We start from the raw sequence: 22590 nt of genomic DNA on the forward strand, positions 1-22590 counted from the left end.
TACAATCCATTTTTTGATGATATTGTACCAAAAAGGATAGGGGATATGGTAAAAACAATAAAAGGGAAAATGTTTTTTCTCGTACTTATATTTTTGGTGTATGCAGGTGTTGTTGGTGTAAGAGATCTCATGAGAGATTACAAAGAGTATCAAGCAGCACAGCAACGAAAATATGATGTTTTATTGAGTATTAAAATTTCCAATCTTGTACATGAGTTACAAAAAGAGCGTGGTAGAAGTGCAGGGTATCTTGGAAGTGGTGGAAAAAAATTTGTAAAAAAAATAAGAATACAATATCAATTAACTAATAAACGTCTCAAAGAGTTAACAACTTTTTTATCTTATGAACAAAATCAAAAAAGAAAAAGTTCTATACATTCACGAATAAATAAGATTCTTACATCATTGCGCCAATTAAATACGATAAGAAACAAGGTACTTGCATTAAATATTGATACGAAAAAGGCCATAGGATTTTATACAAGCATTAATGGAGCTTTTTTGCTTGCTATTGGTGAAATAGCTAAAAAATGTGATGATGCTCTTATAGCTAAAGAGCTAATAGCTTATGATGATTTTCTACTTTCAAAAGAGCGAGCTGGAATAGAAAGAGCAGTACTTTCAGCAACTTTTGCTAAAGATGCTTTTATGCCGGGTTTTTTTGCAAAATTTATTAGGCTTATGAGTGAGCAAAAAGCCTTTTTAGATGCATTTGTAATTGCGGCTCCCGCAAAACTTTTACATATCTACAAAAATACTTTGAAGGGTCGAGCCATTGAAGAGGTAAAAAGAATGGAGCAGATTGCACTGAAGCGTCAAGCCACTGGCGGATTTGGAATAGATCCAGACTATTGGTTTGATACTATTACGAAAAAGATTAATCTTTTGAAAAATATTGAAGATAAAATAGCTCATATAATCATTCAAGACAATCAAAAAATCATAAAGCAGAATAAGCAAGAACTTTTTGTTACTCTTTTCATAACATTATTGGGGGTCTCTCTCGTACTATTTATAGGTTATTTGATTATTGAAAGAACAATCAATACCTATATCCAAACCATCAATACTAATCTTGAAGAGATTGTAAAAACAAAAGATTTCTCTAAACAGATCCCAATAACTTCACAAGATGAGTTGAGTAAAATAGTTTATCACATCAATACGTTGATAAATTTTGCAAAGGATGCAATTTCCCATGCCAAAAATGGAGTACAAAACGATTCAAAGGTAGCCCAAGAGCTTGCACAAACGGCTATGGATATTGGTAACAATATGGAGCAGGAGGCATATTTTGTGTCACAAAGTGCACAAAATGCTCAAAAAATCAAAAGTCCACTCCTTAATTCTGTGGAAAGTCTTGATAATGCGCAGACAGATATGCAACAAGCAAATAATCTTCTACAATTTTCCAAAGAGAATATTTTAAAACTTGTCAAAGAAGTAAAGCAGAGTGCAAATAAAGAGGAGTTTATCGCTAATGAACTAAATAAATTAGTCAATTTAACAAATGAAACTACAAATGTATTAACACTTATTGAAGAGATAGCAAATCAAACGAACCTTTTAGCTCTCAATGCTGCCATAGAAGCAGCACGTGCAGGAGAGCATGGTAAAGGTTTTGCTGTTGTGGCTGAAGAGGTAAGAGGATTAGCTGAAAAATCGAGACATCATGTTGAGAAAATCAATACTACTATTACACAACTTCTTACACAAATCAATAGCATTAGCAAAGAGATAGCTAAAAATGCAAAAAATATTATAAATCTTTCAAATTCTGTTGATAATATAGAAGCAGATGTGGATTCGATATCGAGTGTAATGGATGAAACAGTAAAAAATTCGCTTCACTCTTCACAACAGATTAAAAATATTCTCAAAAATATTGAAGATATAATAGCTGATATTGATAAGATAAATGAGCTCTCTTCACTCAATGCAAGAAATGTAGAAGAGATTGCTACTTCAACAGAGTATCTCTATAAACAAATTGAACTTTTACGCAATAAATTACAAGAGTATAAAACATGAAACTTGTTTTTATAGGAGCATCAGCAGGGAGTATTTGTAGTCTTGATAAGATTGTAAAAAGCTTCAAAAATATTGATGGAGCTATAGTTATGGCGGTACATCTCCAAGAAAACTATATAGATGGATTCGTAGAAATTTTACGAGAAAATAGCTCTGTACCAATTAAAAAAGTTGATAAAAAAGCTATTTTAGAAAAAAATCAAATCTATATATGTGATTCAAAAAATGTGACAATATATGATAGTGCTAATGATAAAGAGATATTGCATGATACACAAATAGAGTCTCTTTATAAACCAGATATTAATCAACTTCTTTTATCTGTTGTGCAGAATAAAAAGGATCTTTCAGAAGTTATAGCAATTTTACTCTCAGGTATTGGAGATGATGGCATTGAAGGTCTCAAAAAACTTCATGAAAATGGAGCAAAGAGTGTTGTGGCTTCTAAAGAGAGTGTAGCGGTATATGGTATGCCAAAAAGAGCAGTGCAACAAAATGCATGCAGTGAAATACTCAGTTTTGAAGAAATAGTAACAATGATAAAGCAGTTCTTGCAAGATGCATAATTGTCTCAAAAAGATAGAGCGTCTCTTTTATGAAAAAACAGGAATAACGTTTGCTAATAAAGAAGCGATTTTCTATATAAAAATTACAGAAATTATGAAAAATGCTTCTATTTTTTCTTGCGAGGAGTTATTACAATCACTGCAAAGCAATGAGAACCTTTTTAAAACTTTTATAGAGGAGTTGACTGTATCACAGAGCTTCTTTTTTAGAGAAAGTTCACACTTTGATATTCTTGTTGAACTTATCCACAAAGAGCATATCATTGCTCCATCTATCCTCTCTCTTCCTTGTGCTAATGGGGAAGAGCCTTATAGTATTGCTATTGTCCTCTTGCAAAATGGTATAGAGAGTTTTTCTATTGATGCGATTGATATTAATCCTAAAGCTATTGAGAAAGCTTTGAATGGCAAATACGAAAAAAGAGCATTAATAAATCTTGATGAAAACATTAAAAAGAGATTTTTCAATTGCAAAGATAGATACTGTGATGTTAAAAGTTTTTTAAAACAATTTGTTAACTTTTATACTCTAAATCTCTTTGATGATGCTATTCTTACATTTGGGCAGTATGACTTTATATTTTGTCGTAATCTTTTTATCTATCTTGATGCAGTAAAAAAAGAAGAAGCACTTCATATATTTCACAAGGTACTCAAGCCTGAAGGGTATCTTTTTGTGAGCTTTTCAGACTATTTTAAAAAGCATGCAGGTTTTGATAAAATTATCTGCGATAATAAAATTTTTTATAAGAAGTTACCAGAATGAAAAAAGCGGTTTGTATACTCAGTGGAGGGATGGATAGTACTCTTGCGAGCTTTATAGCAAAAAATGAGGGCTATTTTATTATAGCAATACATTTTAATTATGGACAGCGAACACAGACAAAAGAGCTTGAAGCATTTCGTACTATTGCCAAAGAGCTTGGAGCAAAAACATACGAAATAGATCTTCCTTTTTTCAAACAGATTGGTGCATCTGCTTTAGTAGATGAGAATATAGCTGTACCAGTTGATGGAATAAAACCAGGAGTTCCAGTTACTTATGTACCATTTCGTAATGGTATATTTTTAAGTATAGCTGCTGCAATAGCTGAAAAAGAGGGAGCAGAAGCTATTTTTATTGGTGTTGTAGAAGAGGATAGCAGTGGATATCCTGATTGTAGGGAAAGTTTTATTGAAGCAATGGAAAAAGCGATAAATCTTGGTACAAAGGATGAAACAAATATCGCCATCAAAGCTCCTCTTATTCATCTCAAAAAAGAAGATATTGTAAGCAAGGCTTATAGCCTTGGAGTTCCTTTGGAATTGACGTGGAGCTGTTACCAAAACGAAGATGAAGCTTGCGGCGTATGTGATAGCTGTCGCCTTCGCCTCAAAGGGTTTGAAAAAGCAGGATTAAAGGACAAAATTCCATATAAAGCGACTTAAATTTTTAGCTATCACGCATTTCAAGATAGTTTTTAAGACCTAGTGCACTCCATGATCTATTTTGTTGCCAAAATGGCTCAATCTTACTCCAAACCTCTTTGAAATCTTGTGATTTACTACTTTGCTCTTCTATAACTTGAAAAAGAGCTTTTTTGGCAGCTTCTACTATCTCTTCTGGCCAATTTTTCAAGGTAACGCCCAATTTTCTAAGCTCTTGGAGAGCTTGTGCATTTTTTGCTTGAAAGTTATATACCATCTTTGCATTAAGCTCATTTGCGCAGCTTTGCAGAAGCGATTGAATATCATGCGGAAGCGTTTGCCAAAATTTTTTGTTGAAAGTAAGTTCAAGTACGCTTCCTGGCTCATGAAAACCGCTATAGTAAAATTTTGCAACTTTATAAAATCCCATTTTTATATCAAGTGCTGGTCCAACCCATTCGGTAGCATCAATAGTACCTCTATCAAGAGCAGTATATATTTCTCCAGCAGGCAAAAGTATAGGATTGACACCCAACTTTGCCATAACTTCTCCTCCAAGTCCTGGAATACGCATCTTTAAACCTTTAAGATCCCCAAGGCTCTTTATCTCTTTGCGAAACCAGCCACCCATCTGTACATCTGTATTTCCTCCTAAAAGGGGATAGAGATTGTATTTACTATAAAGTTTCCTCCAGATTTCAAGTCCTCCGCCATAGAGCATCCAGGCATTCATTTCATTGGATGTAAAACCAAAAGGAAAGCCACCAAAGAGGCTAAAAGCTGGATTTTTACCTTTCCAGTAATATGGCCCTGAGTGAAAAGCTTCGATTTGACCAGCACTACAAGCATCAAAAACCCCTAATGCAGGTACTAAAAGATTTTTTGCAAATACTTTGACTACTACTTCTCCTCCACTGGCATTGTGCACCTGTTTGGCAAATTCATTGACACCTTCACCCATAATAGGAAAATTAGCAGGCCAGCTTGTTGCAAGTTTTACTGTTATTTTTCTTTTTTTGGAGATGTACACCTTTTTTGATTCTTCTCTTTTACAACCTCCGAGCAAAAGTGCTGTTGCTGCTGCAGTAACTCCAAGAAAACCTCTTCTTTTCATGATAATCCTTTAATACATTGCTGCAATGACAGCGAAGCATGCAAAAAACATGAGATGTGATGCACCTTCGATATAGTTTGTTTCACCATTATCAGTTGTTTTCCAAGCGAGTATGACAGTTAAAAGGAGTGCACCTATTTGCAGTGCATTGAAATCCAATGTAAAGGGAATATGATTGAAATAGGCTAGTGCCATGAGGACCGGAACTGTCACAAGAATCGAGACTGTACTTGCCCCCATAGCTATATTAACAACGCGTTGGATCTGATCATTTTTAGCTGCTTTGACGGCAGTAATGAGTTCTGGAGAGACACTAATAATAGCAATGATAAGACCTGCAAGGCCTGAAGAGATCCCAAATGATTGGAAAAGAGTGTGAGAGTCATGTGCAAAGATTTCAGCCATGATGCCAGTGAGAAAAATGAGTAAAAAGATTACAATCAGATTTGCCCAGATAGGCAGTTTTTCAAAAATATATGTATCTTCATGCTCTTCATCTTCAAGTATTTTCTTGCGTTTTTTAAGGCGCAAAATTCTACTTCTAGCGGTTGATTTGAAAAAGTGTGAGTGTGTTTTTGTTTGAAAAACATAGATAATAATATAGTAGGTAAATAACATGATAGATATGATAATACTTGCTTTGAGCAGTTTTGAAGAGCCATCAGGAGTATAGACTAAGAGACTAGGAACCAAAAGGGCAATGGAAGAGATAAAAAGAATAGTGGTATATGTGCTTGAGGTATCTTCATTATGTTCTTGCTCTGCAAACGCCAATCCTCCAATAAAAACGGCAAGTCCGAGTAAAACATTCATATCTACAATCACTGCAGAGATAATACCACTTTTGACAATTTCAAGGTTTTCTTGTTGCGCATCTCCTCTTGTTGTAAGTATCATGAAGAGTAAAATAATTTCAACTGCTACTGCACTAAATGTAAGAACAAAACTGCCATATGGCTCTCCAAGTCTTTCAGCTAAAATTTCGGCAACTTCACTTACAGTAACTGAGAGTGCTACTATAGAAAGAGCAGCGATAAATGTGGCTGTATGTCCATGATGTGTTGAGTGAAAATAAAATGCTGCTAATGCGGCTAATAAACCTACGGCAATATCCCAATAGTCTTCAACTAAATCTCGAAAAACGGGCGAACTGTCACTTTGCAACTACTTCCTCCTTAAAATAGTGTTTTTTGTTGCTGCTGTTTTGCAAGAGTTTTGATATCAAACTCTTCACATAATGCATAATTGAACCTGCGATTATATAAAAAATTCTTGACTCCATCAATTTTGATTGTATCAAAAGTTTTAAGATTGCAAGAGAAACAGAAAAAGAGTAGTTGTGCCCATGGGGCTTTTTCTTGCAAAAAAATGGATTCTCTTGGCAAGAGTGTGATGTCTGGCTCAGTAATGATAACGCGATCACTTGTACCAAATTCACACTCGGTAAAGTCTCTTTCTAAAAAATGTGGATGAAAATGAGGAAAATCTTTGAGATGGGAAAAATCGAAGAAAAAATTATACATATCAATGAGTCCTAGAACCTCTTGAAACTCTTGCAAAAAGAGTGGCGAAATTCTCTGCCTTGCATAGAATTTACCTCTATAGATAAAAGTTGTCTCAAAAAGTCTTTCTTGTATCACTTTTATAGTAGCTATAGGGGATTTTGTGTTATCTAAAGCTAATTGTAATGCAAACTCTTTTGGAGCTGCAACAAACTCTTGAGTGTGATACTGCTCCAAAAAATCAAAATAGCTATTTTGAAAGAAGGCTATCTTTTCATCTTGAATTACAATTTGCGCAAGTTCTAATCCAAGAGGTGAAAGAGTAATAATATGGGCTTGATTTTTTATAAGTAAAAACCGTATAAGTTTTTGTACAGCTTCAAGCAAAGAGTTAACTTTAATCCAGGCAATCTCTTCATCGCTTCTTTGGATCCATCCTTCATAAACGATTGCATAGGCTCCATTAGCAATGGCATCAGAGACTTGAGATTTATCTTTTGCAAAGAAAAGAGATCCTCTTTTTACTGATGCAGGATGAGATGTAAACCCTGTGATTGTAGATATAGCAGGGGAGTTTTTCAGTTCTCCTCCTATTAAGGAGACGAGACTAAGAAGTCTCATTTCACTGGTGTTCCCTCTTTTTTGCGTGTTTTAGGACCGATGAGCGTTAATCCCTCTTCATCACGTGCAGCAAGTACCATTCCTTCACTTAAATATCCCATCAATTTTGCTGGCTTGAGATTAGCAACTACGCACACCTGCTCCCCAATGAGATCTTGTGGAGTATAGAACTCCTTGATACCTGCAATTATTTGCCTTGGTTTCTCTTCGTCTAGATCTACCAAGAGTTTAAGAAGTTTTTTGCTTTTTGGTACCTCTTCAGCCTCTTTAATGGTTCCTACTTTTATTGAGACTTTAAAAAAGTCATCTATTGTAATGACTCCATCCTCTTGAGTATTTTGTGGTTTTTGCGGTTTAGTCTCTTTTTTTACTTCTTGCATGAGAGGTGTTTCAATTTTAGGAAAGAGTGGTGGGATTTTTTGAATTGTAAATTTTCCTAATAAATTCTCTTTTTCGATGTAGTCTACAAAACTCTCTTGCGTAATAGAAAATCCAAGTGTTTGTGCAATTTTTTGTGTAGTTTTTGGCATTACAGGATGCAAAAGGATGGCAGTTTTAGCTAAAATATTTGCAACTAAAGCAATGAGCGCCATCGCTTCATCCTCTTTACCCTCTTTCATTTTAACCCAAGGAGTGTACTGATCGATTGCTTTATTTGCGATTGTAAGAATCTTCCAGAGCTCTTCCAAAAAGCGGTGCCATTTCATATCTTCTATTAACGGAGGAAGCGTTTCGATAATTGTTTTTGTCTCTTCAAGCTCTTTTCCATGAAATTTTTTTACATCTTTGCTATCAATAGTATAGTCAAAATATTTTCCACTCATACCAATGATGCGATTGAGGAGATTTCCAAGATCGTTCCCAAGATCATTGTTGATACGATCTATGAGTGCTTTTTGACTAAAATCTCCATCTTGTCCAAAAGGAACTTCACGAAGAAGAAAATAGCGAAAATTTTCCAATCCATAGGCATCTGCTACGACTTTTGGATCGATGACATTTCCTTTAGATTTACTCATCTTTTCACCATTTCTCGTCCACCAACCATGTGTTGCTATATGTTTTGGCATTGGCAATTCTAGGCTCATCAAAAATGCTGGCCAATAAACAGCATGAAAGCGTAAAATATCTTTGCCAACAAGATGGTAATCAGCAGGCCAATAGTGCATCAGGGCTTCATCAGTTCCATATCCAAGAGCTGTTACGTAATTAAGCAGTGCATCAAGCCATACATACATCACATGCTTTGGATCGTTTATTGATTTTGGTAAAGGAATGCCCCAGCTAAAACTCGTACGCGTAATAGAGAGATCTTGCAGACCTCCTTGCACAAAGCGAATTACTTCATTCTTTTTTGATTTTGGTAATACAAATTTCTCTTCATTTGCATAAAGCTCTAAAAGTTTATCTTGGTATTTGGAAAGTCTAAAAAAGTAGCTCTCTTCCTTTACTATAGATGTCTGTTTACCGCAATCGGGACAAAACTCATTATCAATGAGTTGAGATTCTGGAAAAAACGATTCGCAGCTTATGCAGTAGTGTCCTTCATATGTCCCTTTATAAATGTCGCCTTTGTTATACATTATTTCAAAAGCTTTTTGTACACCTTTGATATGATCAGGATCTGTAGTGCGTATGAATTTATCGTAGCTTATTTCAAACTCATCCCATAAATTGCGAAATTTTGCGCTGATTTCATCTGCATACTCTTGAGGACTTTTACCTCTTTTTTTTGCAGCCTCTTCTATCTTTTGTCCATGCTCATCAGTTCCTGTGAGAAAAAATGTATCAAACCCTCTTAGTCTAAAATAGCGTGCTGCAGCATCTGCTATGATGGTAGTGTAGGCGTGTCCAATATGCGGAACATCGTTGACATAGTATATTGGTGTGGTGATATATTTTTTCATCGACTCTCCTTAAAATTCAAATCCTCCCCCTTGCCCTTTATTCATGCTCTTATACACTGCGTCAACATACTCATTGCGAATGCGGCAGCCTATAATTTTTTTACACTTGAGGCAGGAGTTGAGATTGTGCTTTTGTTGGCACTCTTTGAGCTCTTTTGTTGCTATAGTTAAGCGCTCTTCATATCTATCAAGCTTTTTTTGCATAGTACTCTTTTACTTTTGTTATTTCATAGTGCGAACCAAAAAAACATGGTGTTGTTTCATGGAGGGAGTTGCAATCAAGTTCAAGTAGTCTTCTCCCTGTTGCATCGATTGCTTCTCCTCCAGCTTTTTCATATATATTTGCAAATGGAAACACTTCAAAAAGTTTGCGTAGCTTTCCTTGCGGTTTGTCTTCTGTCCCAGGATAGCTAAAAAGTCCTCCACCTTTGACAAGAATTTGATGGAGATCTGGAACCATCCCTCCAGAGTAGCGGAGACGATATCCTTCTTGAAAGAGAGATTCCACGAGGGCTTTATGGTGAGGATACCAAAATTTTTGTGTTGCACCTGGAGCATTGAGTTTTCCTTTTTGTTCTAGTTGCAACTCTTGCATAAATTCAAACTCACCATTGCGCAAAATAAAGCGCTCAGCCTTTACTGTTGCAACAACAAGTTCTACACGAGGACCATAGACTATATATGCTGAAGCTACAAGGTTTTTTCCACTCCACGTATTTTCATAAATGCCAAAAATTGAGCCTACACTCAAATTTACATCCACAAGACTACTTCCATCGAGAGGATCATATGCTACAAGGTATTTTCCATCTTCGTGAAACTGGGTCTCTTCACTCTTCTCTTCACTTGCGATCTTTTTGATAGATGAAGCTTTAAAGAGCTCCTCTTCTATGATTTTGTCACTGAGAACATCGAGTTTGAGTTGTTCTTCTCCGCAGGTATTTACACTGCCTTCGTATCCAAACTCCTCTTCTACAATAGCTTTGCTAATGCGCAATGCACTTCTTTTTATAGCTTCAATTATCTCTGTCATCTCACACCTCTTGCGCGTTGTTCATTATCCACTCTATTATTTGATCAGTATCGTTGAGATCGAGTGTTTCTATATGTTTTGGGATACTGCTTTTATCTATCGTTGTATCGATGGCTACCGCTTTTATGTAGTCAAAATAGCTCTCATCTACCTTTTGGCGAAAGACACCTATGCGAGGCAGAGGGAGATATTTTAACCCTTCAACAAGCAAAATATCAAAATCATCTATCATTTTAATAATATCTTCTAACTCTTTTTTTCTATGAGAAAAGTAAGTAGTCCGCGTAGGGGAGGTGACAACCACTTCAGCTCCAGTTTGGAAGAATTTATAACTATCCTTACCCTCTATATCAAATTGTGCTTTATCTTTGGGATCATTTTTGATTATTGCTATCTTATACTTGCCCACCAATTTTTTAGCGACTTTTTCTATGATAGTGGTTTTACCACTATTGGATGGGCCTGTAAACGCTACAGCTTTTCGCACATGTACCTCTTTTTTAAGAAGTATTTTATCCTATAAAAAGTTAAGCTAAGCTATAATTGCGAAAAATAAGAAAAGGTAGGTATGAAACGTCTTGTAATAATTATTTTTTCAATAGCAATTTTAACAGGATGTGCAGTTAAAGAGGAAATCAATATTTTTGCTAAAGATAAACCTTACGTAGAGGCATTACGCTATACTAAAAAAGGTGACATAGTTCTCTCTTTGGAAAATAAAGCAATGATTATTGCTACCTACCTAAACCCTTTGCAAAAGAGAAATGATAAAGAGTATTTTTTTATGAGAGTCTATATTGATAATGATTTTGAAGATCCAAAAAAATCGGGACTTTTTAATCCAGATTATACTTTAACACTCAATGGGCACAAACCTTTAACCATTAAAGAGGTTGAGAGTGATAGTAAGTTAGCTAAAACCATGCCATTTGTACAAAAATGGTACAGACTCTATCTTGTAACTTTTCCAAAATCAAAGGGAAAGAAACTCCAACTCATTTTCAAAAACCGCAACTATCCTCCGGCCGTTGTAACATTTGAACGATATGAGGTAGATTGAGGTTTTTTCCAAAAATTTTCATATAGATTATGTAATTTGCTAAGACGTTTTTTCCATACTCTCTATTCTCATTAGAAGGTATCATCTCCATTGCCATCAATGGCTCATATTTATGAAAAATCTTTATAACAGAACGTTTTGTATATCCAATCCCTCCATTGTAAGCGTAGGCAACAAGCAAAGGATGGTAAAGATATGATTGGAGATAGTGAAGATGATGCTTTGCAAAAGTGAGGGCTATTTTTTCATCAAACATCATATCAAGATCAAAGTTTTTTATCTTTTGCTTTTTAGCAATGTGTTTGGCTAAAAAGGGGAGAAACTGCATCGCCCCTAGTGCATAGGATGATGAAATTGCACTAGGGATAAATCTGCTCTCTTGCTTTGCAATAGCGTATATGAGAGCCTTTTGAGAAGTGTTTTGGTCTTGAAGATACTTTTCATACGGCAAAATAAAGGGGTGCCTTGTATAAGAAGAGAGTTTTTCATCTATAATTGCATATACATTTTGTGTATTGCGATAAGAAAACTCCTTTTTTAGCTTTGTAAGATCTTCGCTACTTATTCTTTTTTTTATAGCAAGCCATACAAAAGGATCTTTGAGCTTAATTTTCTTTTTTCCCTTGAGTTGGGGAGTGTAAAAATTTGTGTACTCATTACCTGTAATATATGAAGCTAAGAGAGTATAGATATTGAGGTCTTTTGATTTGAGAAGTTTGTCTAAAAAGATCTGTTTTTTTGTGATTTTGTAGAGCCAAAAGAGGGCTTTGTCTCTATCTTTTTTGAAATATGCTTTTGCAAGACTTCTTTGTAAAAATGATTGTGCTATGTGTGGATAGCCTCTTTTAAAAGCAGCCAATCCTATATAAAAAGCACTTTTAGCATTGAAATATTGTGGTGATAAACGGATAAGTGAGAAGACTATTTTGTTGTGCTCTTCAAAAATGGCTGTAGTTGCAAAAGCATTAAATGCAGGATATTGAGAGAGTTTTTTGAGAAACTCTTTGGAATAGGCTCTATTGAAATACTTTTTTCGATATTTTGAAGAAGATCCAAGAAAGATTTCCAAAAATTTTTGTGGATTATTGTGCAGTACACCGAAAGGATTGTTTGTTAGCATAAATTTTATATCTTGTTGAATGGAAAATCCAGTAAGCCTTTTAAAAAGTGCAATACGCTTTTTTGTTTGTAGCAGAGAAGCTTTTGCTATATTCATCCCTGCTGCAAGACAAGCGTTATCTTCTTTGATGAGTTGTGAAAGAGGTTTGTAGAGGCATAATACTGCTCTTTTTGTTGCGTTATCGTCTATCTTTTGTGCATAGTGAAGAAGAATTTTTTTGTTTACTCTCTTTGCCAGAGTCAATGCATGCTGTGCCTGGGCAGGGGTGATGTTTTGATCTAAATAGCGCCAGATATAGTAGTCTCTTGCAGTTGAGCGAGGTTTGCTTTTGAGAAACTCTAACGTTATCTCTTTTGCAAAAAGAGTGAGAGGAAGTATGAGCCACAGGAGCTTAATCAAGCTCCCAGCCTCATCGCAAATTGCATAAGAAGTCGCACAAAAAACATATCTATAAATTGCAACCCAATAATAATGATGAGTGGCGCAAGATCTATGCCGCCAATAACAGTAGGAATATAGCGTCGTACAAGGGCATATACTGGCTCAGTGAGACGAAAGAGTGTCTGTACAATTGGATTGTAAGGATCAGGACGTACCCAAGTAATAAGAGCAGCTATGATAACAACCCAAATATAGATATTAATAACCATGTGTAAAATCTGTGCGAGTGCTTGTAAAAATGTAGCTATAACAATCATTATATCACCTCTTTGATATGGGGTTTAAGATATTTATAAAGCAGAGAAATCTCTGGTCCGTGCTCTGCGCCAGTGAGCAAAAGACGCAACGGTTTAAAAAACCGCTTTCCTTTCAGACCACTTTGTTGCATGAGCTCTTGTTTGAAAGTATTGAAATCTTCAGGTAGTTGCATATTCTCGATAATATTTTTTAGGATAGCTGCTTCTTGTGCGAACTCTTTGAAATCTTTTTGTTTTGAAAATATTGTATCAAGTTTTTCTTTAAGCTCTTTGAGTGTACTTGCCTCTTCTAAGTAAAGTTTTGCAAGCTCTCCTAAACTTGGGTGGATTTGAAGAAGTTTTGCAAGCTCTTGGGGATCTTTTTGCATTAAATGTGTGCGGTTGATAAAGCGCAGTTTTTCCATATCAAATCGTGCAGGAGCTTTGGAGATATTTTTGAGATCAAACCATGTAATTGCTTCATCTAGGGTAAAAATCTCTTTAGGCGTTTTATTACCAAGAAGTATGAGATAGTTTGTAATGGCCTCTGGTAAAAAACCTTCATCTAAAAGCCATTTTACAGAAGATGCATCGTCTCTTTTGCTCATTTTTTTGCCCATTTCATTGAGAATAATTGGCAAATGGGCATATTCAATCTCTTTGTCATATCCTAGTAAATTTCTTATATGAATCTGTTTGGGAGTATTAGAGAGATGATCCTCTCCACGGATAATGAGAGAGATATCATAGAGCATATCATCTATTGCACAGGCAAAATTATATGTGGGAGTGCCATCAATACGTAAAATGATAAAGCTATCAACTTCATTTGGCTCAAAGCATAAATTGCCTTTGATAATATCTTGAAATGCTATTGCTCGTTCAGGTTTTTTTACTCTAACTACAAATGGCTCACCTCTTTTTTGTGCCTCTTCTAAAGTGATGCTCTCACATCTTCCACTGTAGCGATAGGCTCGTTTTTGTTCTGCTGCTTCTTTTCGCTCTTTTTCAAGATCTTCAGGTGTACAAAAACATGCAAAGGCTTTTTTTTCTTCTAAGAGTTTATATGCAAAATTGTGATGAAAAGAGAAATTGGCACTTTGATAGACAACATCATCGTACTTTAGTCCAAAAGTATCTAAAATTGCAAGAATCTCTCTATCTTTTCCCACGATATTGCGCTCTTTATCTGTATCTTCTATACGAATAATGAATCTTTCTTTGCGCTGTTTTGCTACAATAAAGTTAAAAATTGCGACGCGCAAGTTGCCAATATGCATATCACCTGTTGGACTTGGTGCAAATCTAAGCATCTTTATCCTTTTTTGGTTTGTGCAATTGTAATATAAATTTCGTTAAAAGGAAAAGATTGAAAAAGAGGGTACTGTCAAATATAGTTTCCCGTGGATTTGGAAAATTTGCTAGCCATAGATTTCATCCACTTTTACAAAGATTTATTAATTCTTCCTATGTAAAGCTCCTCAAACTCGACATGGATGAGTTTAAAGATCCAAATGAGTATGAGAGTCTCAATGCACTTTTTACAAGAGCACTGCAGAAAAGAAGAGATATAGAAGATGGTGTTATAGCCCCAACAGACTCTTTGATTACCCAAGTAGGTATGTTGCAGCACAACATTGCACTACAAATAAAGGGTATGCAGTACAGTATTGATAATCTTTTAAGAGAGTGTGATGCTTCACGTATATATAATGGAGAGTATATTAATTGCTATCTCTCTCCTCGTGATTACCATCGCTACCATATGCCATATACTCTACGTATTAAAAGGGTTGTTCATATTCCAGGAAAACTCTATCCTGTAAATTTACGGTACCTCCGTAAAAAATTTAATCTTTTTATAGAAAATGAGAGAGTTATTCTTGAATGTGAGTCTCAAGAGGGAAAGACTATTTTTATCGTTTTAGTAGGTGCTTTAAATGTTGGACAGATGACATTGGTATTTGAGAGTCGCATAGAGACAAATAGAGCAAAAGAGATTGCAATATATGAGTATAAAGATCTTTGGTTACAAAAGGGAGAACTTTTAGGATATTTTAAAATGGGATCGACGGTATTGCTCTTTTTTGAGAAAGATTTTTGTAAGCTTGTGGTACAATCAAATACTACAGTAAAATTTGGACAACAAATAGCAAAGGTCAAATATGGAGAGTGAAAACAATATTCCAAAAGAGGACATATTAATAGTTGAGGCTGAAATCGTACCTAACGGACTTGGTGGTTGGATGATTCGCTGTGTCAATACAGAAACTGGGGAAGAGCGCTATTGTAAAACGATAGAGGAGTATAGTGCCTTTTTGAATGAGTGTGTCTATACAACGTCAAAAGAGAATTTCCAAGCAGTATGGCTCGAATCTCCTCAAGCAACGCCTCAAATGATAGCTGATGTGCGCGCTAAGTTAATGGCATATTACAATCAAATAGAACAAACATAGCAAACTGCTTCCACAAAACATCATTTTTACTTCGTACAAATATAAAATTTCTGTGTTTTTAATTTTGAAGAAACTAATCGAAAAAAGTGGATATGAAATGAAATAGTAAAACTACCAATAACGATAACGATTATCATGATTAAGTTACCTATAAGCAATATTTTTCTATTATTTCGTACATGAAGAAAAGAGAAAAAGGACTGAAATGAAAAGAGTAGTAACTTTTAGCATAATGTGTGTCATGGCAATGGCACAAGAGTCTTTGCGTGAGCAACTTGGTACATCTGATGAAGAGCGACATATGCAAGGTGAATTGCGAGCGGGATATATAGATGGTGACAAAAGTGCAGCTGCGATTGGTGGACATATACATTTTGATACACCATCATTTAATGGACTACAAATTGGTGCTGTGATTTATGCTATTGCTCCAATACAAGGGAGTAATAGCGATTTCTTTGGCTCATACGATGGAGGTTTTGCTTTTTTAGGAGAATCTTATATCAAATATAGTGATACAACTAATATGTTACAAGTAGGGCGTATGAGTATAGATACCCCACATGCTGATAGTGATGATATTAGAATGGTTCCAAACTATTTTGAAGGAGTACATTATCAAAAGAGTTGGGATAATGTAAATATTGAAGCTGGATATGTTACAAAAATGGCAGGATGGGAGAATGGAGGTGATATAAAAAAATTTGTTCGTCTCAATGAAGTATTTGGTATAAATAAAAAAATTGATGGAATGTTTTTTACCGGTATAGGGTATGAAGATGAGAATAACGGAGCTTTCCTTTGGTATTATCATATTGATCAGATAGCCAATGTTTTGTATGGGGAGTTGTCGCATACTTTTATCTGGAACAAATTTTCACTTCTTGCATCACTACAGTTTGATAGAGCAACTGATACAGGTGATGGTTTAATAGGAAATTTAGATTCCAAGACTTTTGGTATCTTTTTAGAAACAACGTATCAAAATATATCATTGCAATTGGCAGCAAATAAAGAATTTGGTAATACACCTAGTATGTCAAGTTTTGGAGGAGGAGCATTTTTTACTTCCATGGAAGATCTCACTATTGATGCTGTAGATGCTAAAAAAGCACGAAGTTTTGTACTAGGTGCTTCATATAGTTATAATGAGAGTATCGATTTTGGTATAACGTATGGAAATTTTCGAGCAAAAGAGAAATCGCAATTTGATACAGATGAAATTGATCTCTATGCAACTATGCAAATTTTTGGAGTAGAGAGTGAAATTGTCTATGCTTCTATTAATGATAAATTACCAAATGGGGAAGACAGAGATATATTTCGCATAATAATAAAAAAAAGTTTTTAGGAGTGTCGTATGAAATTAACTGATATGAAAATAGGCGATGAAGCAATCATTAAAAAAATAAAAGCTGATGATGTTATTAAAGCAAGGTTAGTATCTATGGGAATTGCAAAAGGCAATAGAATAAAACTTCTTGATCACACCTTACAAAAACAGACATGGGAAGTTGATGTGGAAGGTACACGTGTAGCACTGCGTAAAGAAGAAGCACAAGCTATTGAGGTGGAGCGATGAAGCAGATAAAAGTTGCAATGGTAGGGCAGCCCAATGTAGGAAAATCCTCCATTATAAATGCTATGAGCAATGCAAGATTACATGTAGGGAATTTTACTGGAGTAACAGTAGAAAAGAAAGAGGTGAGGCTCCAAAAAGGGGAGTATGATATAAACATAGTGGATCTTCCAGGAATCTATTCACTTAATGCTTATACTCCTGAAGAGCAGGTAACAAAAAACTATCTATTATATGAAGATTACGATCTTATTATTAATGTAGTTGATGCGAATGTATTGCAAAGAAATCTTATACTCACTTTGCAACTTCTTGATATGAATCCGAAGATGATACTTGTTGTTAATATGATTGATGAAGTTGAGAAGCAAGGTGGCATGATTGATGCAGTAAAACTTTCTGAATTAATTGGTCGCCCTGTAGTTTTGGCTTCTGCAAAAGAGAAAAGGGGAGTAGATGATATTATAGATTTGGTTATTGATGAATATAATACTCCAAAAGAGCGAAGAAAAATCTTCTATAATGAAAAAATAGAAGATGAGATCACATCATTGCAAAAAATTCTACTGAAATCTCCCCATTTTACAGATGAAGATCGCGCGAGATTTTATGTTATTCGCCTTTTTGAAAAAGATGAAGATGTCTATAAAGAGGTACATGATCTACCAATATTTTTAGAGTTTCATGAAGCACTCGGCAAAAGTATGCATCGTTTGCAACTGGAATTTGATGAGGAGAGTGTAGCTGACATCATAGCAAATGAGAGGAACTCTATTGCAAAATCTATAGTAATGCAGGTCATGCAAGCGCCTCGTAAAGAGTCTCTTACAGATAAAATCGATAAAATTTTGATACACCCTATATTTGGTTTGCCTCTTTTTCTCTTTTTTATGTGGGCACTCTTTCAAATCACTTTTGAAGTGGGATCAATACCAGTTGATTATATTGATCAAACTTTTACGAATTTTGCTGATTGGCTCAAAGGGATTTTACCTCCAGGCGATTTTAATTCTGTGATAACTGATGGTGTTATACCAGCAGTGGGATCAGTGATTATGTTTTTACCTAATATTTTGATTCTCTTTTTAGGTATCAATCTTTTAGAACAAACTGGATATATGGCACGTGCAGCATTTTTACTTGATGGATTTTTGAAAAAGTTTGGATTACAAGGAAAAGCCTTTATACCACTTGTAAGTGGCTTTGGTTGTACTGTTCCAGCCTATATGGCAGCAAGAACCCTTAAAAACCCAAAAGATCGACTTATTACTATGCTCGTACTTGGATTTATGAACTGTAGTGCACGATTGCCTGTGTATGTACTTTTGATAGCTGCCTTTTTTCCGACACATAGCGCAGGAAATGTACTCTTTGCTATTTATATAGGCGGAGCTATTTTAGGTCTTATTGTTGCAAAAATTCTCCGCATTGTCCTTTTTAAAGGTGAACCTGAACCATTTGTCATGGAGATGCCACCATATCGTTTTCCATCAATGAAGGCACTGGCAATGGAGCTTTGGATAAAAGCAAAACTCTTTTTGAAAAAAGCTGGGACTTTCATTGCAGGAGCTGCTATGATTATCTGGTTTTTAAGCTCCTATCCAAAATCACCAGATCTCGTTAAACAGTATGAGGCTAAAATTTCTGCAGCCTCAACACAGGAGCAAAAAATTGCATTACAAAACGAATTAGCTGCAAAAGAGCTTGAAACTAGCTATCTTGGTAAATTTGGAAAAACAATTGAGCCAATATTTGCTCCACTAGGTTTTGATTGGAGAATGAGTGTGGCCGTTATAAGTGGGCTTGCTGCTAAAGAGGTAGTTGTATCTACGCTTGCAACACTCTACGCAGTTGGTGAGGCAGATGAGAAGAGTTCTACACTCATTACAAAACTTCGTCAAAATGTGGATTTCAAAGCAGCTATTGCCCTTATAGTTATTATCATGATCTATAGTCCTTGTGTCGCTGCTATGAGTACATTTTATGCAGAGATACCACAATGGGCATGGCGAACTTTTTATACTATCTATCCAAACGTTTTAGCTTGGTTCATGGCATTTGGAGTCTATAGAGTTTTAGCACTCCTTGGGTATTAACATATAGTATAATTGCAGAAAATCCTCAAAGGATTTTCTGTGAAAAAATTTTTTGCACTTATTACAGCACTTCTTTTATTTGTAGCTTGCACTAAAAACCCTTATACACATAGATCACAACTCATTCTCATATCTCCCCAGCAAGAGATCCAGATGGGTCTGAGTGCTAAGCAGCAGATACTTCAAAGAGCAAAAGTATCTCACAACCCCTATTACAATCGTCTTGTCAAAGAGGTTGCAACGCGTATTGCTAGAGTTGCAGATGAGGAATTCCATCCAGGATATAGATGGGAGTTTTATGTATTAGAGTCTCCACAAGTAAATGCTTTTTGTCTTCCGGGTGGGAAGATATTTGTTTATACTGGACTTTTAAAGCTTATTGATAATCCAGATCAACTAGCAGCTGTTATAGGCCATGAAGTAGCACATGCAATACTGCGTCATGGCAGTGAGAGAGTATCTATGGCTATGATTGGTGAAGTTGGAAAGAAACTCTTAGCACAAGGCTTGAATATTAATGAGAGAGGATGGGGGCCACTTTTTGATCTTGCCTATGGTGTAACAGCACAGTATGGTGTTCTCTACCCATACAGCAGAAAATTTGAATATGAAGCTGATCAACTTGGACTCTATCTTATGTATAAGGCTTGCTATAATCCCTATGAAGCAGTAAAGTTTTGGTATAAAATGATGCGGCAAAGCAGGAAAAAAGTTCCAGAGTTTCTCTCTACCCATCCATCTGACGAACACCGGATAGGAGCTTTACGTAAATATATAAAAGAGCTTGTTACCATCAAACGGGATTGCTCAAGGAGATTTTAGTTATTATTTGTTAAAATCGCATCAATTTATAAAGGAGTACTATGGAGTGCGAATTTCCTACAATTAACGCAAATATGGATGAAATAAAGGCTATTTTTGAAAAGACTCAAACAATTGCTGTAGTAGGTCTCTCTCCAAATCCTACCAAAGATAGTCATAGAGTAGCTGCCTATTTACAAAATGTTGGCTTTAAAATAGTTCCCATCTATCCCAAAGAAGAGGAGATTTTGGGAGAAAAAGTCTACAGATCTCTTGCAGAAATTCCTTTCAAGATAGATATGATCGATATATTTCGTAAACCAGCTGCTGTAATGCCCATTGTAGAGGCCGCTATCCAAAGAGGAGATATCGATACAGTGTGGCTGCAAAAAGGCATCGTGAACAATGAAGCTGCCAAAAAGGCGCAAGAAGCTGGTATGAAAGTAGTGCAAAATCGCTGCACAATGGTAGATCATAAAATGCTCTTTGGTGCGCAATGATAACACTACAAGATATCCAACAAGCTGCTAAGCGTATTGAGTCAGTAGCGAGTAAAACTCCCTATGCGTATGCACCGATTTTAAGTAAAAAATGTGGATACAAGATCTTTTTAAAAAAAGAGAATCTGCAAGTAACCGGTGCTTTTAAACTGCGAGGTGCTTTTAATAAAATTGCAAAAATCTCTCAAGAAGAAAAAAAGAGAGGCGTTGTAGCAGCAAGTGCCGGCAATCATGCTCAAGGAGTTGCTTTTAGCTCCAACTACTTTCAAATTCCAGCTACAATTGTCATGCCAGAAAACACACCTTTGACAAAAGTCAATGGTGTGAAATCTTATGGTGCTAGTGTCATCCTTCATGGCAGCAATTATGATGAAGCCTATGCTTATGCAGTGCAGTATGCAAAAGATCATAATAAAACCTTTGTCCACCCATTTGCTGATTATGATGTGATGGCAGGACAGGGAACAATAGCCTTAGAGATTTTAGATCAAGCAAAAGATCTCGATGCTATTTTAGTGCCAATAGGTGGTGGTGGATTGATTGCAGGAATAGCAAGTGCTATTAAGCAGATAAATCCAAAAATTCAAATCATCGGTGTGACGGCTGCAGGAGCACCTGCGATGCGTGAATCTTTCCAGCTTGGACGTCCAGTTGATTCTACACAAGTACGCACTATTGCAGATGGTATTGCGGTACGTGATACCTCTCCAGTTACTCTAAAAATAATCTTAGACACAGTAGATGATATAGTAGAAGTTGATGATGAAGAGATTGCAGATGCAATTTTGTTTTTACTTGAAAATCAAAAGCTTGTTGTAGAAGGTGCTGGAGCTGTTGGTGTTGCAGCGCTTTTGTATGAAAAACTGAATCTTCCTGAAAATGCAAATATTGCAGTGGTACTTAGTGGAGGTAATATTGATGTTACAATGCTCAGTGTCATTATTGAAAAAGGTCTTATCAAATCCTATCGTAAGATGAAACTTATTGTAACACTCGTAGATAAACCTGGAAGCCTCATGAAGCTTACAGAGATTTTAGCAAGTGTAAGTGCCAATATTGTACAGATCGGATATGATAGAACTTCAGCAAATCTTGCCTATGGAGATGCCAATGTCTCTATTGGGCTTGAAACAAAAGGTAAGGAGCATCAAGAGCAGATCCGCGAACTTCTCACTCGTCATGGATTTAGATTCTATGAGGAGAAGTGATGGCAATTGGTATTGATATCGGTTCAAATTCCCTTCGCGTGGTCAAAATCGATTGTGAAACACTAAAAAAAGTTGCAGAGTATGAAAAGGTAGTGCGAACTGCTGAAGAACTTGCAAGTACAAAAAAAATTTCTGAAGCTGCAACGAAACGTATTATTGATGCCTTACAAGAAGCAAAAGAGAAAATTAGATTTGATGAACCGTTTAAAGCGGTTGCAACAGCTGCTTTTCGCAAAGCTAACAATGCAAAAGAGACAGTGGAAAAAATTAGACAAGCAACTGGCATCAATGTAGAGATCATAGATGAGGAGCAAGAGTGTTTTTACAGTGTTCAGGGTGTAAGCTTTGGTCTTCGAAATGCCGGTAAAGATACAGAGAAATTTTTGATGGCTGATATTGGAGGTGGATCTACAGAAATAATTCTTAAACATAGAAGCAGATTACTCTTTCATAGTTTCCCCTTGGGAATTTTAACTACAATATCTCTGTATAAAAGTCGAGAAGAGATTGTTTTAGGAATTAAAAAGCAAATCGGAGCTATAAGGGAGTTTTTGCAAGATAGTTTTGAGTTTTTTGGAAAACCAAAAATTTTTGTAGGTACTGGTGGTACACCTGCAACAGTAGCAGCTTTGAAGCTTGGTATGGAGTATGCTACCTATGATGCTACAAAAGTTAGCGGCTCAATAATAAATATTGATGATATAAAAGAGGCTTATCATAAGCTTATACGCCTCGATCCTCGCAAAAGAGCAAAACTTGTGGGAACAGGAAGAGAAGATGCAATAGTAGCAGGTCTTGTTATACTTGAAGAGCTTTGTAAAGTAGCTGGATACAGTGAAATGGTAGTGATTGATGAGGGTGTGCGTGAAGGTGTTGCCCTGGAAATGTGTAAAATAGGAGAAAATTAGTTTG

At 35.8% G+C, this 22590-nt stretch carries 24 protein-coding genes; 14 read left to right on the forward strand and 10 right to left on the reverse strand.

Annotated elements, in window-relative coordinates:
- Positions 1–45: 45 nt before the first annotated feature.
- Genes JG738_RS05030 through queC form a run of 4 tightly spaced genes read left to right on the forward strand, consistent with a single transcriptional unit; the run spans position 46 to position 4025 of the window.
- On the forward strand, positions 46–2031 hold the full coding sequence (locus JG738_RS05030; RefSeq protein ID WP_201338656.1) for a methyl-accepting chemotaxis protein: 1986 nt from the start codon (positions 46–48) through the stop codon (positions 2029–2031).
- Positions 2028–2597, forward strand: coding sequence for a chemotaxis protein CheB (locus JG738_RS05035; RefSeq protein WP_201338657.1), 570 nt, complete (start codon positions 2028–2030; stop codon positions 2595–2597). The genes JG738_RS05030 and JG738_RS05035 overlap by 4 nt, the downstream gene beginning before the upstream one ends.
- Positions 2590–3363, forward strand: a complete 774-nt coding sequence (locus tag JG738_RS05040; RefSeq protein ID WP_201338658.1) for a protein-glutamate O-methyltransferase CheR — start codon at positions 2590–2592, stop codon at positions 3361–3363. The genes JG738_RS05035 and JG738_RS05040 overlap by 8 nt, the downstream gene beginning before the upstream one ends.
- Complete coding sequence (queC, locus tag JG738_RS05045; RefSeq protein WP_201338659.1) at positions 3360–4025, forward strand: 7-cyano-7-deazaguanine synthase QueC; 666 nt, start codon at positions 3360–3362, stop codon at positions 4023–4025. Before JG738_RS05040 ends, queC begins: the two co-directional genes overlap by 4 nt.
- Positions 4026–4029: 4 nt before the next feature.
- Here the strand turns inward: queC and JG738_RS05050 are convergent, their stop codons facing one another.
- Genes JG738_RS05050 through mobB form a run of 7 tightly spaced genes read right to left on the reverse strand, consistent with a single transcriptional unit; the run spans position 4030 to position 10668 of the window.
- Complete coding sequence (locus tag JG738_RS05050; RefSeq protein ID WP_201338660.1) at positions 4030–5118, reverse strand: TRAP transporter substrate-binding protein; 1089 nt, start codon at positions 5116–5118, stop codon at positions 4030–4032.
- A 9-nt stretch (positions 5119–5127) separates the two neighbouring features.
- Positions 5128–6282, reverse strand: a complete 1155-nt coding sequence (locus JG738_RS05055; RefSeq protein WP_201338661.1) for a calcium:proton antiporter — start codon at positions 6280–6282, stop codon at positions 5128–5130.
- An 11-nt stretch (positions 6283–6293) separates the two neighbouring features.
- Positions 6294–7241, reverse strand: coding sequence for a hypothetical protein (locus JG738_RS05060; protein WP_201338662.1), 948 nt, complete (start codon positions 7239–7241; stop codon positions 6294–6296).
- Positions 7238–9148 (reverse strand): methionine--tRNA ligase, encoded by a 1911-nt coding sequence (gene metG / locus JG738_RS05065; RefSeq protein WP_201338663.1) that lies wholly within the window; start codon positions 9146–9148, stop codon positions 7238–7240. Before metG ends, JG738_RS05060 begins: the two co-directional genes overlap by 4 nt.
- Before the next feature lie 9 nt (positions 9149–9157).
- On the reverse strand, positions 9158–9352 hold the full coding sequence (locus tag JG738_RS05070; protein WP_201338664.1) for a hypothetical protein: 195 nt from the start codon (positions 9350–9352) through the stop codon (positions 9158–9160).
- Positions 9336–10181, reverse strand: coding sequence for a class 1 fructose-bisphosphatase (locus tag JG738_RS05075; RefSeq protein WP_201338665.1), 846 nt, complete (start codon positions 10179–10181; stop codon positions 9336–9338). The genes JG738_RS05070 and JG738_RS05075 overlap by 17 nt, the downstream gene beginning before the upstream one ends.
- Before the next feature lies 1 nt (position 10182).
- Positions 10183–10668 (reverse strand): molybdopterin-guanine dinucleotide biosynthesis protein B, encoded by a 486-nt coding sequence (mobB, locus tag JG738_RS05080; RefSeq protein WP_201338666.1) that lies wholly within the window; start codon positions 10666–10668, stop codon positions 10183–10185.
- Positions 10669–10749: 81 nt separating this feature from the next.
- Between mobB and JG738_RS05085 the strand changes: the two genes are divergently transcribed.
- Positions 10750–11241, forward strand: coding sequence for a hypothetical protein (locus JG738_RS05085; RefSeq protein WP_201338667.1), 492 nt, complete (start codon positions 10750–10752; stop codon positions 11239–11241).
- Here JG738_RS05085 and JG738_RS05090 read toward each other — a convergent pair.
- From JG738_RS05090 to gltX, 3 genes are read right to left on the reverse strand one after another with little or no spacing between them, the layout of a single operon-like run.
- Positions 11183–12760 carry a lytic transglycosylase domain-containing protein gene (locus JG738_RS05090; protein ID WP_201338668.1) on the reverse strand — a complete coding sequence of 526 codons (1578 nt, stop codon included), beginning with the start codon at positions 12758–12760 and terminating at the stop codon, positions 11183–11185. The genes JG738_RS05085 and JG738_RS05090 overlap by 59 nt on opposite strands.
- Positions 12757–13059: a YggT family protein gene (locus tag JG738_RS05095; RefSeq protein WP_201338669.1), complete on the reverse strand. Its 303-nt coding sequence runs from the start codon at positions 13057–13059 to the stop codon at positions 12757–12759. Before JG738_RS05095 ends, JG738_RS05090 begins: the two co-directional genes overlap by 4 nt.
- Positions 13059–14351, reverse strand: coding sequence for a glutamate--tRNA ligase (gltX, locus tag JG738_RS05100; protein ID WP_201338670.1), 1293 nt, complete (start codon positions 14349–14351; stop codon positions 13059–13061). The genes JG738_RS05095 and gltX overlap by 1 nt, the downstream gene beginning before the upstream one ends.
- Positions 14352–14407: 56 nt before the next feature.
- On the opposite strand from gltX, the gene JG738_RS05105 reads away from it, so the two are divergent.
- The 9 genes from JG738_RS05105 (at position 14408) to JG738_RS05145 (ending at position 22586) form a co-directional block, all read left to right on the forward strand.
- Positions 14408–15214: a phosphatidylserine decarboxylase gene (locus JG738_RS05105; RefSeq protein WP_201340476.1), complete on the forward strand. Its 807-nt coding sequence runs from the start codon at positions 14408–14410 to the stop codon at positions 15212–15214.
- On the forward strand, positions 15204–15494 hold the full coding sequence (locus JG738_RS05110; protein WP_201338672.1) for a hypothetical protein: 291 nt from the start codon (positions 15204–15206) through the stop codon (positions 15492–15494). Before JG738_RS05105 ends, JG738_RS05110 begins: the two co-directional genes overlap by 11 nt.
- 205 nt (positions 15495–15699) lie before the next feature.
- Positions 15700–16845, forward strand: coding sequence for an OprD family outer membrane porin (locus JG738_RS05115; protein WP_201338673.1), 1146 nt, complete (start codon positions 15700–15702; stop codon positions 16843–16845).
- Positions 16846–16854: 9 nt separating this feature from the next.
- Positions 16855–17076 carry a FeoA family protein gene (locus tag JG738_RS05120; protein WP_201338674.1) on the forward strand — a complete coding sequence of 74 codons (222 nt, stop codon included), beginning with the start codon at positions 16855–16857 and terminating at the stop codon, positions 17074–17076.
- The gene (gene feoB, locus JG738_RS05125) at positions 17073–19169 is read left to right on the forward strand and encodes a ferrous iron transport protein B (RefSeq protein WP_201338675.1); all 2097 of its coding nucleotides are present in this window, start codon (positions 17073–17075) and stop codon (positions 19167–19169) included. The genes JG738_RS05120 and feoB overlap by 4 nt, the downstream gene beginning before the upstream one ends.
- Positions 19170–19208: 39 nt before the next feature.
- Positions 19209–19991 carry a M48 family metallopeptidase gene (locus tag JG738_RS05130; RefSeq protein ID WP_201338676.1) on the forward strand — a complete coding sequence of 261 codons (783 nt, stop codon included), beginning with the start codon at positions 19209–19211 and terminating at the stop codon, positions 19989–19991.
- A 41-nt stretch (positions 19992–20032) separates the two neighbouring features.
- Complete coding sequence (locus JG738_RS05135) at positions 20033–20470, forward strand: CoA-binding protein (RefSeq protein ID WP_201338677.1); 438 nt, start codon at positions 20033–20035, stop codon at positions 20468–20470.
- Complete coding sequence (gene ilvA, locus JG738_RS05140) at positions 20467–21678, forward strand: threonine ammonia-lyase (protein ID WP_201338678.1); 1212 nt, start codon at positions 20467–20469, stop codon at positions 21676–21678. Before JG738_RS05135 ends, ilvA begins: the two co-directional genes overlap by 4 nt.
- A complete protein-coding gene (locus tag JG738_RS05145) occupies positions 21678–22586 on the forward strand; it encodes a phosphatase (RefSeq protein WP_201338679.1) in 909 nt (302 codons plus the stop codon). The genes ilvA and JG738_RS05145 overlap by 1 nt, the downstream gene beginning before the upstream one ends.
- Positions 22587–22590 lie beyond the last annotated feature (4 nt).

It is taken from the genome of Nitratiruptor sp. YY08-26 (assembly GCF_016593215.1).
Classification (GTDB): domain Bacteria; phylum Campylobacterota; class Campylobacteria; order Campylobacterales; family Nitratiruptoraceae; genus Nitratiruptor; species Nitratiruptor tergarcus.

Coding starts and splice junctions, on each gene's coding strand:
- JG738_RS05085 (WP_201338667.1), top strand. CDS start 10,750: ATGAAACGTCTTGTAATAATTATTTTTTCAATAGCAATTTTAACAGGA.
- metG (WP_201338663.1), bottom strand. CDS start 9,148: ATGAAAAAATATATCACCACACCAATATACTATGTCAACGATGTTCCG.
- ilvA (WP_201338678.1), top strand. CDS start 20,467: ATGATAACACTACAAGATATCCAACAAGCTGCTAAGCGTATTGAGTCA.
- JG738_RS05075 (WP_201338665.1), bottom strand. CDS start 10,181: ATGACAGAGATAATTGAAGCTATAAAAAGAAGTGCATTGCGCATTAGC.
- JG738_RS05035 (WP_201338657.1), top strand. CDS start 2,028: ATGAAACTTGTTTTTATAGGAGCATCAGCAGGGAGTATTTGTAGTCTT.
- JG738_RS05115 (WP_201338673.1), top strand. CDS start 15,700: ATGAAAAGAGTAGTAACTTTTAGCATAATGTGTGTCATGGCAATGGCA.
- JG738_RS05120 (WP_201338674.1), top strand. CDS start 16,855: ATGAAATTAACTGATATGAAAATAGGCGATGAAGCAATCATTAAAAAA.
- JG738_RS05145 (WP_201338679.1), top strand. CDS start 21,678: ATGGCAATTGGTATTGATATCGGTTCAAATTCCCTTCGCGTGGTCAAA.
- JG738_RS05060 (WP_201338662.1), bottom strand. CDS start 7,241: ATGAGACTTCTTAGTCTCGTCTCCTTAATAGGAGGAGAACTGAAAAAC.
- JG738_RS05040 (WP_201338658.1), top strand. CDS start 2,590: ATGCATAATTGTCTCAAAAAGATAGAGCGTCTCTTTTATGAAAAAACA.
- JG738_RS05070 (WP_201338664.1), bottom strand. CDS start 9,352: ATGCAAAAAAAGCTTGATAGATATGAAGAGCGCTTAACTATAGCAACA.
- feoB (WP_201338675.1), top strand. CDS start 17,073: ATGAAGCAGATAAAAGTTGCAATGGTAGGGCAGCCCAATGTAGGAAAA.
- JG738_RS05110 (WP_201338672.1), top strand. CDS start 15,204: ATGGAGAGTGAAAACAATATTCCAAAAGAGGACATATTAATAGTTGAG.
- JG738_RS05095 (WP_201338669.1), bottom strand. CDS start 13,059: ATGATTGTTATAGCTACATTTTTACAAGCACTCGCACAGATTTTACAC.
- queC (WP_201338659.1), top strand. CDS start 3,360: ATGAAAAAAGCGGTTTGTATACTCAGTGGAGGGATGGATAGTACTCTT.
- gltX (WP_201338670.1), bottom strand. CDS start 14,351: ATGCTTAGATTTGCACCAAGTCCAACAGGTGATATGCATATTGGCAAC.
- JG738_RS05135 (WP_201338677.1), top strand. CDS start 20,033: ATGGAGTGCGAATTTCCTACAATTAACGCAAATATGGATGAAATAAAG.
- JG738_RS05050 (WP_201338660.1), bottom strand. CDS start 5,118: ATGAAAAGAAGAGGTTTTCTTGGAGTTACTGCAGCAGCAACAGCACTT.
- JG738_RS05030 (WP_201338656.1), top strand. CDS start 46: ATGGTAAAAACAATAAAAGGGAAAATGTTTTTTCTCGTACTTATATTT.